Genomic DNA, 13,989 nt, shown 5'->3' with positions numbered 1-13,989 from the left:
AAAGAAACCTCGAACACCCACAACAACACACCAACACACACACAAACCCACCACCACCCCCCCCCCCCCGCCCCCGGGCCGGCCCGGTCACCCTGGTATCGGGTGTGGTGTCACTGGTGCGTCACTTCGCTTCGCTGACGGCCTTGTTGAGCAGCACGACGTTGACGCCCTCGTTGCCGAGGAAGCCGAGCGAGCGGCTCTCGGTGTACTTGTCGACCAGCTTGGCGACGACGTCCGTCGACAGGTTGCGCTCCTTGGCGACCCGGTTGACCTGCTCCTTGGCGTAGGCCACCGAGATGTGCGGGTCGAGGCCGGAGCCGGAGGCCTCCAGCGCGTCGGCCGGGACGCTCGCCGGGTCGACGCCGTCGAAGGCGGAGACGGCGGCACGGCGGTCGTTGACGGCCTTCAGCAGGTCGTCGCTGTTCGGGCCGAGGTTGCTGGCACCGGAGTTGTCGCCGGCGTAGTTGTTGGCGGAGGGCCGCGGCTGGAAGAACTTCGGGTCCGGGACCGGGTCCTCCTTCGGGTCGTCCGGGTTCTTCTTGGGCAGGTTGTAGTTCTGGCCGAGGAGGCTGGAACCGATCTGCTTGCCGTCCGCGGACACGAACGAACCGTTGGCCTTGTCGCTGAACGCGACCTGGCTGATGCCGGTGATCAGCAGGGGGTAGGCGATCCCCAGGATCACCGTGAGCACCAGCAGTGCGCGCAGCGCGGTGAAGTGGGTGCGGATGGTCGTCGGCAGGGGCTTGGACATGGTGTTTTCTCCTTCCCTGCGTCAGCTGAGGCCGGGGATGAACTGGATGATCAGGTCGATCAGCTTGATGCCGACGAACGGCACCACGAGGCCGCCGAACCCGTAGATCCCGATGTTGCGGCGCAGCAGCGAACTGGCGTCGGACGGGCGGTACTTCACGCCGCGCAGGGCGAGCGGGATCAGGCCGATGATGACCAGGGCGTTGAAGATGATCGCCGAGGTGATCGCGGACTGCGGGCTGTGCAGGCCCATGATGTTGAGGTGGTGCAGCCCCGGGTAGACCCCGGCGAACATCGCGGGGATGATCGCGAAGTACTTGGCCACGTCGTTGGCGATCGAGAAGGTGGTCAGCGCACCGCGGGTGATCAGCAGCTGCTTGCCGATCTCCACGATCTCGATCAGCTTGGTCGGGTTGGAGTCCAGGTCGACCATGTTGCCGGCCTCCTTGGCCGCCATGGTCCCGGTGTTCATCGCGACGCCGACGTCGGCCTGGGCGAGCGCGGGGGCGTCGTTGGTGCCGTCGCCGGTCATCGCGACCAGCTTGCCGCCCTCCTGCTCCTTCTTGATCAGGGCCATCTTGTCCTCGGGCGTGGCCTCGGCGAGGAAGTCGTCGACGCCGGCCTCCTCCGCGATCGCCTTGGCGGTCAGCGGGTTGTCGCCCGTGATCATGATGGTCTTGATGCCCATCCGGCGCAGCTCGTCGAAGCGCTCCCGCATGCCCTCCTTGACCACGTCCTTGAGGTGGATCACCCCGAGGACACGGGCGGGCTTGCTGCCGACCTTGGTGGCCACCACCAGCGGGGTGCCACCGGCGGCGGAGATGCCGTCGACCAGGGTCGCGACCTCGTCCCCGACCGAACCGCCGTTCTCCGTGACCCAGTTGGAGACGGAGCCGGCGGCGCCCTTGCGGACCTGGTGGACGCCCTCGGCCTCGTCCAGGTCCACACCCGACATCCGGGTCTGGGCGGTGAACGGCACCCAGGTGGCGTGCGTCAGCTCGCCCTGGACACGGGCCCGCAGGCCGTACTCGGTCTTGGCCAGGACCACGATCGAGCGGCCCTCGGGGGTCTCGTCCGCGAGGGAGGAGAGCTGGGCGGCGCTGGCCAGTTCGTCGGTCCCGACGCCCGGGGCGGGCAGGAACTCGGCGGCCTGGCGGTTGCCCAGGGTGATGGTGCCGGTCTTGTCGAGCAGCAGGGTGTTGACGTCACCGGCGGCCTCGACGGCGCGGCCGGACATCGCCAGCACGTTGCGCTGGACCAGGCGGTCCATGCCCGCGATGCCGATCGCGGAGAGCAGCGCGCCGATGGTGGTCGGGATGAGCGCCACGATCAGGGCGACCAGGACGATCATCGACTGCGGGGCGCCCGCGAAGGTGGCCATCGGCTGGAGCGTGACGACCGCGACCAGGAAGACGATGGTCAGCGAGGCCAGCAGGATGTTGAGCGCGATCTCGTTCGGCGTCTTCTGCCGGGCGGCGCCCTCCACCAGGGCGATCATCCGGTCGATGAAGGACTTGCCGGGCTCCGAGGCGATCTTCACCACGATCCGGTCGGACAGCACCTTGGTGCCACCGGTCACCGCGGAGCGGTCACCGCCGGACTCGCGGATGACCGGCGCGGACTCACCGGTGATCGCCGACTCGTCGACGCTCGCGACACCCTCGACGACGTCACCGTCGCCGGGGATGACCTGCCCGGCCTCGACCACCACGTGGTCGCCGAGCTGGAGCGCGGTGCCGGGCACCTCCTCCTCGACCTGGGTGGCCGGCCAGTTGGTGAGCCGACGGGCGACGCTCTCGGTCTTGGTCTTGCGCAGGGTGTCGGCCTGGGCCTTGCCGCGGCCCTCGGCGACGGCCTCGGCCAGGTTGGCGAAGACGGTGGTGAGCCAGAGCCAGACGGTGATCGACCAGGCGAACACCGACGGGTTGGCGATCGCGGAGACGGTGGTGACCACCGAGCCCACCTCGACCACGAACATCACCGGGTTCTTGATCATCACCCGGGGGTCGAGCTTCTTCACCGCGTCCGGCAGGGACGAGAGGATCAGCTTCGGGTCGAGCAGGCCGCTCTGGACTCTGTGCGGCGCGGCGGCCTCGGCCTTGTCGTCGGCCGGTGCGGGGTTGAGCGTAGGGGTGGACATCAGGAGAGACCTTCCGCAAGCGGCCCGAGGGCCAGGGCCGGGAAGTAGGTGAGGCCGACGACGATCAGGATCACGCCCGACAGCAGGCCCACGAACAGCGGCTTGTGGGTGGGCAGGGTGCCCGGAGTGGCCGGAACCGGCTGCTGCTGGGCGAGCGAGCCCGCCAGCGCCATGACGAAGACGATCGGCAGCAGTCGCCCGAAGATCATCGCCAGGCCGAGCGCGGTGTCGTACCAGTCGGTGTTGACGGTCAGACCGCCGAAGGCCGATCCGTTGTTGTTGGCGGCCGAGGTGAAGGCGTACAGCACCTCGGAGAAGCCGTGGGCACCCGAGTTGAGCATCCCGGCCCGCTCACCCGGCAGGGCCATCGCCACACCGGTGCCGACCAGCACGATGGTCGGGGTGGTGAGGATGTACAGCGAGGCGAACTTCATCTCGCGGCCGCCGAGCTTCTTGCCCAGGTACTCGGGGGTGCGGCCGACCATCAGGCCCGCCACGAACACCGCGACGATGGCCAGCACCAGCATGCCGTAGAGGCCGGAACCGGTACCACCGGGCGCGATCTCACCGAGCATCATGTTGAAGACCGTCAGCCCGCCGCCGAACGGCGTGAACGAGTCGTGGAAGGAGTTCACCGCGCCGGTCGAGGTCAGTGTGGTCGAGGCGGCGAACAGGGTCGATCCGGCGATGCCGAAGCGCTGTTCCTTGCCCTCCATCGCGGCGCCCGCGGCCTGCAGGGCGGTGCCGTGGTGAGCGGCCTCGGACCAGGTCAGCAGGGCGGTCGAGGCGATCCAGAACAGACCCATCACGGCGACGATCGCGTAGCCCTGGCGGTTGTCGCCGACCATCTTGCCGAAGGTCCGGGGCAGGGCGAACGGGATCACCAGCAGCAGGAAGATCTCGATCAGGTTGGAGAAGCCGGTCGGGTTCTCGAACGGGTGCGCCGAGTTGGCGTTGTAGAAGCCGCCGCCGTTGGTGCCGAGCAGCTTGATGACCTCCTGGGAGGCCACCGGGCCGCCGGGGATCTTCTGCACCTCGCCGCTGAGGGTGGTCACGTCGGTGAAGCCGTGGAAGTTCTGGACCACACCGCTGGCGGCCAGGATCAGGGCGAACACGATCGAGATCGGCAGCAGCAGGCGCAGGTTGATCCGGGTGAGGTCCACCCAGAAGTTGCCGACGCGGTCCGTCCGGTTCCGGGTGAAGCCCCGGATCAGCGCGGCGACGACGGCGATGCCGACGGCCGCGGAGACGAAGTTCTGCACCGCCAGGCCGGCCATCTGCGCCACGTGGCCCATCGCGGACTCGCCGCTGTAGGACTGCCAGTTGGTGTTGGCGACGAAGGAGATCGCGGTGTTCCAGGCCTGGTGGCCCTCCATCTGCGGAACCCCGAGGCTCAGCATCAGGTAGCCCTGGAGGCGGATCAGGCCGTAGAGGAAGAGCACCGAGACGGCCGAGAAGGCCAGCACCGAGCGCAGGTACACCGGCCACCGCTGGTCGGCGTCACCGTCGACGCCGATCAGCTTGTAGATGCCGCGTTCGACTCTGAGGTGCTTGGAGGTGGTGAGGAGCTTGGCGATGTAGTCGCCGAGGGGGCGGTAGCACAGGGCCAGCGCGCCGACGAGGGCGAGGGCCTGCATCCAGCCCGCGAGAGTGGATCCCATGTCAGAACTTCTCCGGGAAGATCAGCGCCACGACGAGGTAGCCGACGAGAGCGACGGCCACGACCAGACCAGCGATGTTCTCGGCACTCACAGCTTCTCCACCCCCCGCGCGATCAGGGCGATGACGGCGAACACGGCGACCGTGACACCGACGTAGATGAGATCGGACATGGGCTCCACCAGCGTGGTTCGGGAGATGCCGCGTACGGCCCGGGGGCTTCCAGCGGCACCGGCGGACAACCGGCAGATGCAGCAAACCAGCCGTCTAAGGGGCGTTAGGGCTCCCTGACGCCCTCCATACGGGTGAATGCGGTGCGTTGACGCGACCTTGACGCCCGCTTCACCGGGCCGAGACCGCCGTGACCTGGCCGAGACCGGGGGTGCACCGGAGCGAGACCGGGCTGCGTTGGGCCGCGTTGGGCTGCGTCGGGCCGCACCGGGCCTCAGCGGGCTGCACCGGGCTCGGGTGCGGACGTGAACGGGCCCCGGCGCGGCCGAGGCCGCACCGGGGCCCGTGGGTTCACCCGTCAGTGTCCTGGGGCCGCTCCGGCCCCTCCGTTCACATCCGTCCGTTCATCCGTTCGTCCGCCCGGTCACATCCGCATCCGCAGCCGGCAGACCACCGCGTCGGTGTGCCGGCGCAGGGCGCGGTCGATCACGGCGCCGCGGCGGTTCTGCAGCGCGCGCTGGTACCAGTGGGCGGGCTCGACCTCGGGGATCAGCACGGTGAGCCGGTCGTAGGCGTGCTCCTCGCCGAGCCGGTTGACGAAATCGGCGATCGGTAGGCCGAGCCGCCGGCGGTCCTCCGGGACCTCCAGCAGGGGCACCCCGGGCTGCCACAGCTCCCAGTCCCGGCGCAGCGCCTCGGCGTCGGCCGGATCGTGCACCACGGTCACCGCGAACACCTCGTCGCCGAGCGACAGGGCCGCCGACAGGCCGTCCCGGGTGAGCCTGGTGATCGCCGTCACCGGGACGATCACCAGGCTGCGCTGGCGGGTCACCGCGCCCGGCACCCGGCCGAGCTCCAGCCGCTCGCCGATCCGCCCGTAGCTGCGGTGGATCGCCTCGAACAGCAGCACCAGCAGCGGCAGGGCCACCACGATGCCCCAGGCGCCCTCGGTGAACTTGGTCCCGGTCACCACCACGGTCGCGACGCCGGTCAGCACCGCGCCGAAGCCGTTCAGCGCGGCCTTGCGCCCCCAGCCGGCCGGGCGGTGCAGGTACCAGTGCCGGACCATGCCGACCTGGCAGATCGTGAAGCCGACGAACACGCCGATCGAGAACAGCGGCACCAGGCTGTTGACGTCACCGCCGGAGCCGACCAGCAGCGCGGCCGACACCGCGGCCAGGAACAGCACGCCGTAGCGGTACACCTGGCGGTCGGCGCGCAGCGCGAAGACGTGCGGGAGGTGGTTGTCCCGGGCCAGCAGGTCCATCAGCACCGGCAGGCCGCCGAAGGAGGTGTTGGCGGCGAGGCCGAGCAGCACCACGGTGGCGAACTGGACGACGAAGAAGCCGACACCGTGGCCGAGGGAGGCGTCGGCGAGCTGGGCGAGCACGGTGACGCCGTCGACCGGCTGGAGGTGGAAGCGGCCGATCAGCACGGCCAGGCCGATCAGCATCACGCCGAGCAGGACGCCGAGCATCACCTCGGTGTGCTGGGCCCGCTTCACCCGCGGGGCACGGTAGGAGGGGACGGCGTTGGCCACCGCCTCGACGCCGGTCAGCGCCGAACAGCCGGCCGCGAAGGCCTTGAGCAGCAGCAGCGCGCCGACCGCGGTGGCGTTCTCGGCGAGCACCGAGGCGTGCCCGGCGGCGGCCTCGGTGCTGGCCGGGGCGTCCCGGAACAGGCCGACCACGATGATCGCCAGGATGGAGAGGACGAAGACGGCCGTCGGCGCCATGAACCAGCGCGCCGACTCGGCGATGCCGCGCAGGTTGACGGCCGTCACCAGGGCGAGCACGCCCAGGCAGAGCCAGACCCGGTCGTCGTACAGGCTCGGGATGGCGGAGGTGAGCGCGGCCACGCCGGCGGTCACCGAGACCGCGACGTTCAGGATGTAGTCGATCACCAGCGAGGCGGCCGCGGTCAGCGCCGTCCGGCGGCCCAGGTGGGCCTTGGCCACCGCGTAGGAGCCGCCGCCGTCCGGGAACGCCGCGATCACCTGCCGGTAGGAGGCCACCAGCACCGCGAGCAGGACGGCGATCGCCACCGTGACCGGCAGGGTGAAGCCCAGCCCGTACGAGCCGGCCGCGGCCAGCACCAGCACGATCGACTCCGGGCCGTACGCCACCGAGGCCATCGCGTCCAGCGACAGCGCCGCCAGCCCGCCGAGCGCGCTGAGCCGGTGCCGGTCGTCGGCCGCCCCGGTATCCGGCGGTTCGTCGGCCGTCACGGCCGGGGTGGAGATGGCGCTGGACATCGGACGGGACCTCCGCAGTCGGTAGTTGCTCCGATCCTGCGGTCCGCGCCCCCGAGCGGCTCCTGCCCCCTACGCGTTCCTGACGCCGCCACCGGCGCCCTTGACGGGGCCTTGACGCGGCCGTCGGCCGGCGCGGGAGGGAAGGTGGCGGGGGTGGGGTGAGCCGTGGTCCCGGCGGGCGCCGGTTGGGAAGACGATCAGCTCGGTCGAAGGACTCCCACCCCCGGCCACCACTCTGCTGCTTGGGGGAGGTAATTGCAAGCAATGCGCAATAAGTGCCACCCCTTCGAACAGCCCCACCACCCCGGCCACCCGGCCCGTCCGGCCCCGCCCCAGCCCCATCCGCACGCGTCCGGGCACACGAAACAGCCCCCGATCCGCGTTTCCGCAGATCGGGGGCTGAATCTCTATCCTGTGGCTGGTGCAGGGTTCGAACCTGCGTAGCTTGCGCGACAGATTTACAGTCTGCTCCCTTTGGCCGCTCGGGCAACCAGCCAGGATTCGTGTTTCCCGAGGCTCGCGCCCCGTTCGACTTGGTAAACCATACCCGATCCCACGGGGTGCTCCGCCACTCGATAGATCACGTGACGACGGGGAAGCGCCGCGCGGCGGTCACGGGCGGGGCCGGGGTGACGCTGGATAGGCTTGGGCCGCGGGCGCTCCGGTGGGGCGGGCCGTGTCAGTGAAGCCAGAGCATCAAGGAGACCAACACCCATGGCCGACTCCAGTTTCGACATCGTCTCGAAGGTCGAGTGGCAGGAGGTCGACAACGCGATCAACCAGACCTCCCGCGAGATCGCCACCCGCTTCGACTTCAAGGGCGTGGGCGGCGAGATCAGCCGCTCCGGCGAGAAGATCGAGATGAAGGCCAACGGCGAAGAGCGCGTGCGGGCGATCCTGGACGTGCTGCAGACGAAGTTCGTCAAGCGCGGCCTCTCGCTGAAGGCGCTGACCCCCGGCGAGCCGCAGCTGTCCGGCAAGGAGTACAAGATCTTCGCGGACATCAAGGAGGGCATCACCACGGAGGATGCCAAGAAGGTCGCGAAGATCATCCGGGACGAGGGCCCGAAGGGCGTCAAGGCCCAGGTCCAGGGTGACGAGCTGCGGGTCAGCTCCAAGAGCCGCGACGACCTCCAGACCGTCCAGGCGCTGCTCAAGGGCAAGGACCTGGACTTCGCGATCCAGTACGTGAACTACCGCTAGTCGACCGCCGCCCCCGTTCCGCGGGGACAGGACGGCACGGCCCCGCTCCCGGGTTCGGGGGCGGGGCCGTTCGCGTCGGTGCGACCGGTGGGATCCGGTCAGTCGACGGCGGGGTGGGAGTGGGGGGCGGAGGTGAGGGCCTGCGCCTGGGCGCGCAGGGTGTCGAGCTGCTCCTGGAGGTCCGCGGGCGCGGAGCCGGGGAGCTCGGGCGAGGCCGGGACGGCAGCCGCGCCCGGGACGGCGGGCAGCGGCGGCACGGTGGGCAGCGGCGGCACGGTCGTCGGGAGCTGGCCGAGCAGGTTCTGCACGATGCCCTGCAGGGAGGAGACCAGCTGCTGGACGGCGCCGAGGTCGGGGACGGCGGAGGTCACCGACGAGACCAGGCCGGTGATCAGCTTGACGACGTCGCCGAGCGCCCCGAGGGCCGCGCTCGGGTCCGGCGTGGCCGGGACGGTGGGCAGGGTCGGCAGGGTGGGGAGCGTCGGGGCGCCGGGGACCGTGGGCAGCGCGGGCACGGCGGGGGCGCCGGGGACCGTGGGCAGCGCCGGGTCGTCGGCCGGGAGGACCGGGACGGCGGCGGCGACTGAGGCCGGGGCGGTGGTACGGGGGGCCGCGGTTCCGTTGCCGGCGGCGGTGGCGGACGCCGTGGCGACCATGGTCAGCGCGAGGGCTGCGGTCAGCGCGGCGGCCATCCGGGTGGCACGCATGGGTACTGCTTCCTCTCGGTACGAGTCAGGCGAGATCGCCTGACTCACACCGTGCGGTCGCCACCCGGAGGCAGCCACCGCAGGTACGCCGAACGGCGGCGCGTCGTCACGCGGTGCTTCGTGGCACGGGAGTTCGTCACGCTGTGCACGGCCGGGCCGTACGCCGGCCTGCGGCAGCGGTTCAGCCGGCCGCCCAGTCGGCGGTGCTGCGGTGCGCGCCCAGCCCGACCGAGGCGAACTCGTCCGTCCGCCCCGGCTCGACCTGCCCGCCGAGCCACCGCAGGGCCCGGGAGATCGGGGTGCCCTCGGCCGGTACCGGCTCGGACTCCGCGCTGCTGAGCGGGCCCAGGACGACCCGGCCGTCCGACCAGACGGCGGCGCGCTGGGTGCCGGTGCCGCCGAAGTACTCGGCCTCGACGCAGGCGATCGGACCGGCCTTGGACCAGGCGGCGAGCCGGAGTTCGAAGCCGTCCGGGTGCCAGCCGAATCCCGCCCCGCCGCCGGGCTTGGGCACGGCGGCGTCGCCCTGGAGCGCGGACAGCACGGCGGAGGTGACCGGGATCAGTGCCAGCCCCTGCGTCAGCGGCACCACCCGGGCCGCCGGCACTTCCGCCGCCGCCACCGTCAGCAGCTCCACCATGCCTATCAGCGCTCGGAGTTCATACGACATGCCCGACATGCTGTCCCACCGCACCGACAGTCGGCCCGGAATTTATCGTTCCGTGCCCGGTTCCGTGCCCGCGCGGAGACCGTAGAGCAGGGTGAAGAGGGTCACGTCCACGGCGTCGTCGGCCGTGCTCGGACCTTCCGCGGTCAACTCGTCCAGCAGTTCCTTCAGTTGGGACTGCAGTCGGGCCAGTCGCGCCGGGGCGAGCCGCAGCGCGAAGTCCGCGAACAGACCCGACGGGGCACCCTCGCCCTCCGGGGAGCGGCCGAAGTCCAGCCGCCCGCCGACCGCGTGGCCGCGGAAGTCGCCGCGGACCCGGTCCATCGCGGCCAGCATGGCGCCGTACGCCTCGGAGCGGACCGGGGAGTCGGCGGTGAACATCTCCGGGGCGAGCCGGATCGAGTCCTGGGCGACCTGGTAGCGGCTCTCCACGATGCCGGAGACCAGCCGGGTGCCGGCGACCAGGATCAGCCCGGCCTTCTCCAGTTGCTTGATGTGCCGGTAGAGCTTGGTCTGCGGTTCGCCGAGCTCGACGGCGAGCTCCTTGGCGGTCCGCGGGCGGTCCTCGGAGGTCTTCAGGGCGCCGAGGATGGCGAGGCGCAGCGGGTCGGCCAGCGCCTTGAGCACCGCGACATCGCCCACCTGGCGTTCCTTCACCCAGGTGGTGGGCTGCTCGTCCCCGTCGGCGGGTTCCCGTTCGTGCTCGGCCACGGGCCCACCCTGGCAGATCGGTCGCCGCGGACGCAATCATGCCCGGGTGAGCGCTCACCCTTGCGCCACCACTCACCCTTGCGGCACCACTCACTCTTGCGCAAGCACTCACTTGTACGCCACCATTCACGACAGCGTGAACGATGACGGAGAGCGCGAACGATGGGGGCGGGATCATGACGGAGCACACCAGCACGACGGTCGAGCAGGTACGGCCGACCCCTGGGCCGGCCCCCGAGCCGGCCCCCGAGCCGACCGACACCCCGCCACCGCCCGTACCGCTGCGGCGCAACCTGCGGTTCCAGGCCCTGTGGATCGGCCAGTCCTGCGCGACCCTCGGCATGCGGATCGGTGACACCGCCTTCCCGCTGCTGGTCCTCGCCCTCACCGGCTCCGCCACCGCCGCCGGCGCCTTCGGCGCGGTGGAGATGGCCACCACCCTGCTGCTCGGCGTCCACGGCGGCTCGCTCGCCGACCGGCGGGACCGCCGCCGGGTGCTGCTCGTCGCCGACACGGCCAGGCTGCTGGCCCTCGTCAGCGTCCCGGCCGCCCTCGCCTTCGGCCGGCCGTCGCTGGTCCACCTGCTACTGGTCGCCGCCGTGATCGGCGCGACCGCCGCCTACACCGGCCCGATCCGGCTGCTGGCGCTGCGTTCGGTGGTCACGCCGGAGCAGCTGCCGCAGGCACTCGCCCAGGACGAGGCCCGGATGAGCGGCGCCTCGCTGGCCGGTCCGCCGCTGGCCGGGTTCCTGTTCGGGCTCGGCCGCTCGGTGCCCTTCCTCGGCGCCGCGGTCGCCTCGCTGGTCTCGCTGGTGTCCGCCCTGGTGGTGCGCTTCCCCAGCCCGGCCGCGCCGCAGCGGGGCGAGCGGGGCGGCGCGCTGGCCGGCTTCCGCGTCCTCGCCGCCTCCCCGCTGCTGCGCCCCGCGCTGGCCGTGCTGCTGGTGATCAACCTGACCGGGGCGGCCCTGCTGCTGCCCGTGATGGTGCTGCTGCGCGAACACGGCACCGGCAGCGGCGGGATCGGTCTGGCGCTGACCGGCGAGGCGGTCGGGGCGCTGGCCGGGGCGGCCCTGGTCTCCCGGCTGCACCGGCTGGCCGGCCCCGGCGTGCTGCTGCTGGTCGTCGCCTGGACCGCCGTGCCGGTGCCGCTGGCGCCGCTGCTGCCCGGTGGGGCGGTCACCGTCTTCGTCGCCCTGTTCGTGGTCGGCGCGGGCATCCCGGCCCTGCGGGTGATGCTCGACCTGCTGGTCTTCCGTCAGGTGCCGGACGAGCTGCGCGGCCGGGTGATCGCGGCGACCGTCACGCTGCTGACCGCCGGGATGCCGGCCGGGACCTTCGCCGCCGGTCTGCTGCTGGACCACCTCTCCCCCGCCGCCGCCCTGGCCTCGATCGCCGGTGTGCTCGCCGCCGCCCTGCTGCCCGCCACCGCGAGCCGCACCCTGCGCCGCGCGGTCTGGCCCGCCGCCACGCCGACCTCCGCCTCCGCCCGGGGCTGAGCACTCCTCACCCGCCCGGCCCGCCGCCACGCCGACGTCCGCCCAGGGCTGAGCACCGCTCACCCGCACGGCCGCACGCCGCATGCGGCCGACGCGGCAACCGGGTGAACTGGCCGGGTACGGCCCGCCCCGGGGCCCTCCCGGCGACCCCGCGCAGCCGACCGAGGCCGCACCGGGGTCGCACCGGAGCCGTACCGGAGGAGGACCGATGAGTTCCACCGACGCGCCCCCACCCGGCCCCGGCGGCGAGGCCGCCCCCACCGCCGCCCCCACCGCCCCTGGCGCCCCGACCACCCCCGCCGCCCCCGCCACCCGGGAGCGCACCGGCTCGGTCGCCAGCCGGCTGGCCGCCGCCCCGCGGATGTCCTGGATCACGCTCGCCCTGATGACCACCAGCTCGGTGGCCAGCCTGCGCTCCGCCCCGACCATGGCGGTCTACGGCCTGGCCTGCGTCTTCCTCTACCTCGTCCCGGCGCTGGTGTTCCTGCTGCCGACCGCGCTGGTCTCCGCCGAGCTGGCCTCCGGCTGGGACGGCGGCGTCTACCGCTGGGTCTCGGAGGGCCTGTCGAAGCCGCTCGGCTTCCTGGCCGTCTGGTGCCAGTTCGCGATGACGATCTTCTACTACCCGTCGCTGCTGGCGTACGTGGCCTCGACCATCGCGTACGTGGTGAACCCCCGGCTGGCCAGCAACGGCCCGTACACCGCGGTCGTGATCATGGTGCTGTACTGGACCGGCGTCTGGGTCTCCTCGCGCGGGACGAAGGCGGTGGCCGGGCTGTCCTCGATGGGCCTGGTGATCGGCACCCTCGTCCCCGGCACCCTGCTGGTGGTGCTCGGCTTCGTCTTCCTCGGCGAGGGCAACGCCTCCGCCGCCCCGATGGACGCCGGCCACCTCTTCCCGCAGTGGACCGGCCTGGCCAGCTTGGTGCTGATCGTCAACAACTTCCTGGCGTACTCCGGGATGGAGATGAACGCGGTGCACGTCTCCTCGCTGCGCGACCCGGCCCGGGAGTTCCCGCGCTCGATGTTCACCGCGGCCGGCCTGGTGCTGGCGATCTTCATCCTGCCCGCACTGGCGATCAGCTGGGTGGTGCCCTCCGCCGAACTGAGCCTGACCGCCGGGGTGATGCAGGCCTTCGACGCCTTCTTCCAGTACTTCGACATCGGCTGGCTCACCCCGGTCATCGCGGTGGCGCTGATCGCCGCCTCGCTCGGCGGCATGCTGACCTGGCTGGCCGGGCCGTCCAAGGGCCTGCTGATGATCTCCCGCCAGGAGGGCTACCTGCCGCCGTTCCTGCAGCGGCTCAACCGGGAGGGCGTCCAGCAGAACCTGCTGGTCTCCCAGGGCGTGGTGACCACCGCGATCGCCCTGCTGTACGCGCTGATCCCGAACGTCTCCAGTGCCTACTGGATCTTCTCGGTGATCACCACCCAGGTGTACCTGATCGTCTACCTGCTGATGTTCACCGCCGCGATCCGGCTGCGCCGCACCCAGCCGGACCACCCGCGTGGCTACCGGGCCCCGGCCCTGGTGCCGATCTGCGTGATCGGCCTGCTCGCCTCGGCCGCCGCGATGGGGATCGGCTTCGTGCCGTCCTCGCAGTTCGGCAGCGGCAGCGTCTGGTCGTACATCGGGATCGTCGGCGGCGGCCTGCTGGTCCTCGGACTGCTCGTCCCGTTCCTCTTCCTGCGGCTGCGCAAGCCGAGTTGGCGCTCCCCCGACGCGGCCGCCGAAGTGGCCGCCCAGGAGGCGGCCGAGCTGGGCGGTGCGGCATGAGCAGGAGCCTGATGGCCTCCCGGCACCGCTGGATCTACCTCGGCTCGATCGCCCTGCTGGTCGCGATGCTGATCACCGGCCTGCTGTCGTTCTCCCAGCTGCACGCCACCGACCTGGCCGCGCAGAAGGCCCGGCAGCTCTCCGACCGGCTGAGCGCGGCCGGCTACCCGGTACCCGCCCAGGACCAGATCACCCACACCCTCGGCGAGGACGGCGGCGCGGTCTGCGCCGACCCGACGGGCGCGCTCAACCAGGCGCAGTGGAAGGAGGCGATGTCCAACGGCGCCGGCGGGCCCGGCCAGCGCCCGGTGCTGTCCGACCGCGAGGCGGTGCAGGCCGAGGCGATCGTGCTCTCGGTGTACTGCCCGGACCGGCTCGCCGCGATCCAGGACCGGATCGACGACCTCGACCTGCGCGACACCGTCCGCAAGTAGGACGCCGGAACCAGGAGTTG

General features: G+C 71.6%; 12 protein-coding genes and 1 tRNA gene. 4 read left to right on the top strand and 9 right to left on the bottom strand.

Annotation, left to right across the window (positions count from 1 at the left end):
- Window positions 1-121 precede the first annotated feature (121 nt).
- The 6 genes from kdpC to ACIP4P_RS10550 form a co-directional block, all read right to left on the bottom strand.
- On the bottom strand, window positions 122-751 hold the full coding sequence (gene kdpC / locus ACIP4P_RS10575) for a K(+)-transporting ATPase subunit C (RefSeq protein ID WP_350511368.1): 630 nt from the start codon (window positions 749-751) through the stop codon (window positions 122-124).
- 21 nt (window positions 752-772) lie between these two features.
- Entirely contained in the window at window positions 773-2,890 is a 2,118-nt protein-coding gene (gene kdpB / locus ACIP4P_RS10570) for a potassium-transporting ATPase subunit KdpB (RefSeq protein WP_400916773.1), read from the bottom strand.
- The gene (gene kdpA, locus ACIP4P_RS10565) at window positions 2,890-4,551 is read right to left on the bottom strand and encodes a potassium-transporting ATPase subunit KdpA (protein WP_400916771.1); all 1,662 of its coding nucleotides are present in this window, start codon (window positions 4,549-4,551) and stop codon (window positions 2,890-2,892) included. The genes kdpB and kdpA overlap by 1 nt, the downstream gene beginning before the upstream one ends.
- A 1-nt stretch (window position 4,552) precedes the next feature.
- Window positions 4,553-4,642, bottom strand: a complete 90-nt coding sequence (gene kdpF / locus ACIP4P_RS10560) for a K(+)-transporting ATPase subunit F (RefSeq protein WP_045693083.1) — start codon at window positions 4,640-4,642, stop codon at window positions 4,553-4,555.
- A 502-nt stretch (window positions 4,643-5,144) separates the two neighbouring features.
- Window positions 5,145-6,974: an APC family permease gene (locus tag ACIP4P_RS10555; RefSeq protein ID WP_400916768.1), complete on the bottom strand. Its 1,830-nt coding sequence runs from the start codon at window positions 6,972-6,974 to the stop codon at window positions 5,145-5,147.
- Window positions 6,975-7,389: 415 nt separating this feature from the next.
- Window positions 7,390-7,470 (bottom strand) — tRNA-Tyr (locus tag ACIP4P_RS10550).
- A 218-nt stretch (window positions 7,471-7,688) separates the two neighbouring features.
- Here ACIP4P_RS10550 and ACIP4P_RS10545 point away from each other — a divergent pair.
- Window positions 7,689-8,177 (top strand): YajQ family cyclic di-GMP-binding protein, encoded by a 489-nt coding sequence (locus ACIP4P_RS10545; RefSeq protein ID WP_350511390.1) that lies wholly within the window; start codon window positions 7,689-7,691, stop codon window positions 8,175-8,177.
- 98 nt (window positions 8,178-8,275) lie between these two features.
- Here the strand turns inward: ACIP4P_RS10545 and ACIP4P_RS10540 are convergent, their stop codons facing one another.
- The 3 genes from ACIP4P_RS10540 to ACIP4P_RS10530 form a co-directional block, all read right to left on the bottom strand.
- A complete protein-coding gene (locus ACIP4P_RS10540) occupies window positions 8,276-8,884 on the bottom strand; it encodes a hypothetical protein (RefSeq protein ID WP_400916765.1) in 609 nt (202 codons plus the stop codon).
- A 181-nt stretch (window positions 8,885-9,065) separates the two neighbouring features.
- Window positions 9,066-9,554, bottom strand: a complete 489-nt coding sequence (locus ACIP4P_RS10535) for a hypothetical protein (protein WP_400916763.1) — start codon at window positions 9,552-9,554, stop codon at window positions 9,066-9,068.
- Between the two features lie 42 nt (window positions 9,555-9,596).
- Window positions 9,597-10,262 (bottom strand): ArsR/SmtB family transcription factor, encoded by a 666-nt coding sequence (locus ACIP4P_RS10530; protein ID WP_400916761.1) that lies wholly within the window; start codon window positions 10,260-10,262, stop codon window positions 9,597-9,599.
- A 176-nt stretch (window positions 10,263-10,438) separates the two neighbouring features.
- On the opposite strand from ACIP4P_RS10530, the gene ACIP4P_RS10525 reads away from it, so the two are divergent.
- The 3 genes from ACIP4P_RS10525 (at window position 10,439) to ACIP4P_RS10515 (ending at window position 13,969) form a co-directional block, all read left to right on the top strand.
- The gene (locus ACIP4P_RS10525) at window positions 10,439-11,758 is read left to right on the top strand and encodes an MFS transporter (RefSeq protein WP_400916759.1); all 1,320 of its coding nucleotides are present in this window, start codon (window positions 10,439-10,441) and stop codon (window positions 11,756-11,758) included.
- Between the two features lie 361 nt (window positions 11,759-12,119).
- Window positions 12,120-13,535, top strand: coding sequence for an APC family permease (locus ACIP4P_RS10520; protein WP_400917145.1), 1,416 nt, complete (start codon window positions 12,120-12,122; stop codon window positions 13,533-13,535).
- The gene (locus ACIP4P_RS10515; protein WP_400916757.1) at window positions 13,532-13,969 is read left to right on the top strand and encodes a hypothetical protein; all 438 of its coding nucleotides are present in this window, start codon (window positions 13,532-13,534) and stop codon (window positions 13,967-13,969) included. The genes ACIP4P_RS10520 and ACIP4P_RS10515 overlap by 4 nt, the downstream gene beginning before the upstream one ends.
- Window positions 13,970-13,989 lie beyond the last annotated feature (20 nt).

This window comes from Kitasatospora sp. NPDC089509, from assembly GCF_044749365.1.
Classification (GTDB): Bacteria; Actinomycetota; Actinomycetes; order Streptomycetales; family Streptomycetaceae; genus Kitasatospora.
The sequence above is the reverse complement of the archived record's forward strand: the minus strand, read 5'-3'. Positions and strand labels throughout refer to the sequence as shown.

Coding starts and splice junctions, on each gene's coding strand:
- kdpC (WP_350511368.1), bottom strand. CDS start 751: ATGTCCAAGCCCCTGCCGACGACCATCCGCACCCACTTCACCGCGCTG.
- kdpB (WP_400916773.1), bottom strand. CDS start 2,890: ATGTCCACCCCTACGCTCAACCCCGCACCGGCCGACGACAAGGCCGAG.
- kdpA (WP_400916771.1), bottom strand. CDS start 4,551: ATGGGATCCACTCTCGCGGGCTGGATGCAGGCCCTCGCCCTCGTCGGC.
- ACIP4P_RS10555 (WP_400916768.1), bottom strand. CDS start 6,974: ATGTCCAGCGCCATCTCCACCCCGGCCGTGACGGCCGACGAACCGCCG.
- ACIP4P_RS10545 (WP_350511390.1), top strand. CDS start 7,689: ATGGCCGACTCCAGTTTCGACATCGTCTCGAAGGTCGAGTGGCAGGAG.
- ACIP4P_RS10540 (WP_400916765.1), bottom strand. CDS start 8,884: ATGCGTGCCACCCGGATGGCCGCCGCGCTGACCGCAGCCCTCGCGCTG.
- ACIP4P_RS10535 (WP_400916763.1), bottom strand. CDS start 9,554: ATGTCGTATGAACTCCGAGCGCTGATAGGCATGGTGGAGCTGCTGACG.
- ACIP4P_RS10525 (WP_400916759.1), top strand. CDS start 10,439: ATGACGGAGCACACCAGCACGACGGTCGAGCAGGTACGGCCGACCCCT.
- ACIP4P_RS10520 (WP_400917145.1), top strand. CDS start 12,120: ATGTCCTGGATCACGCTCGCCCTGATGACCACCAGCTCGGTGGCCAGC.
- ACIP4P_RS10515 (WP_400916757.1), top strand. CDS start 13,532: ATGAGCAGGAGCCTGATGGCCTCCCGGCACCGCTGGATCTACCTCGGC.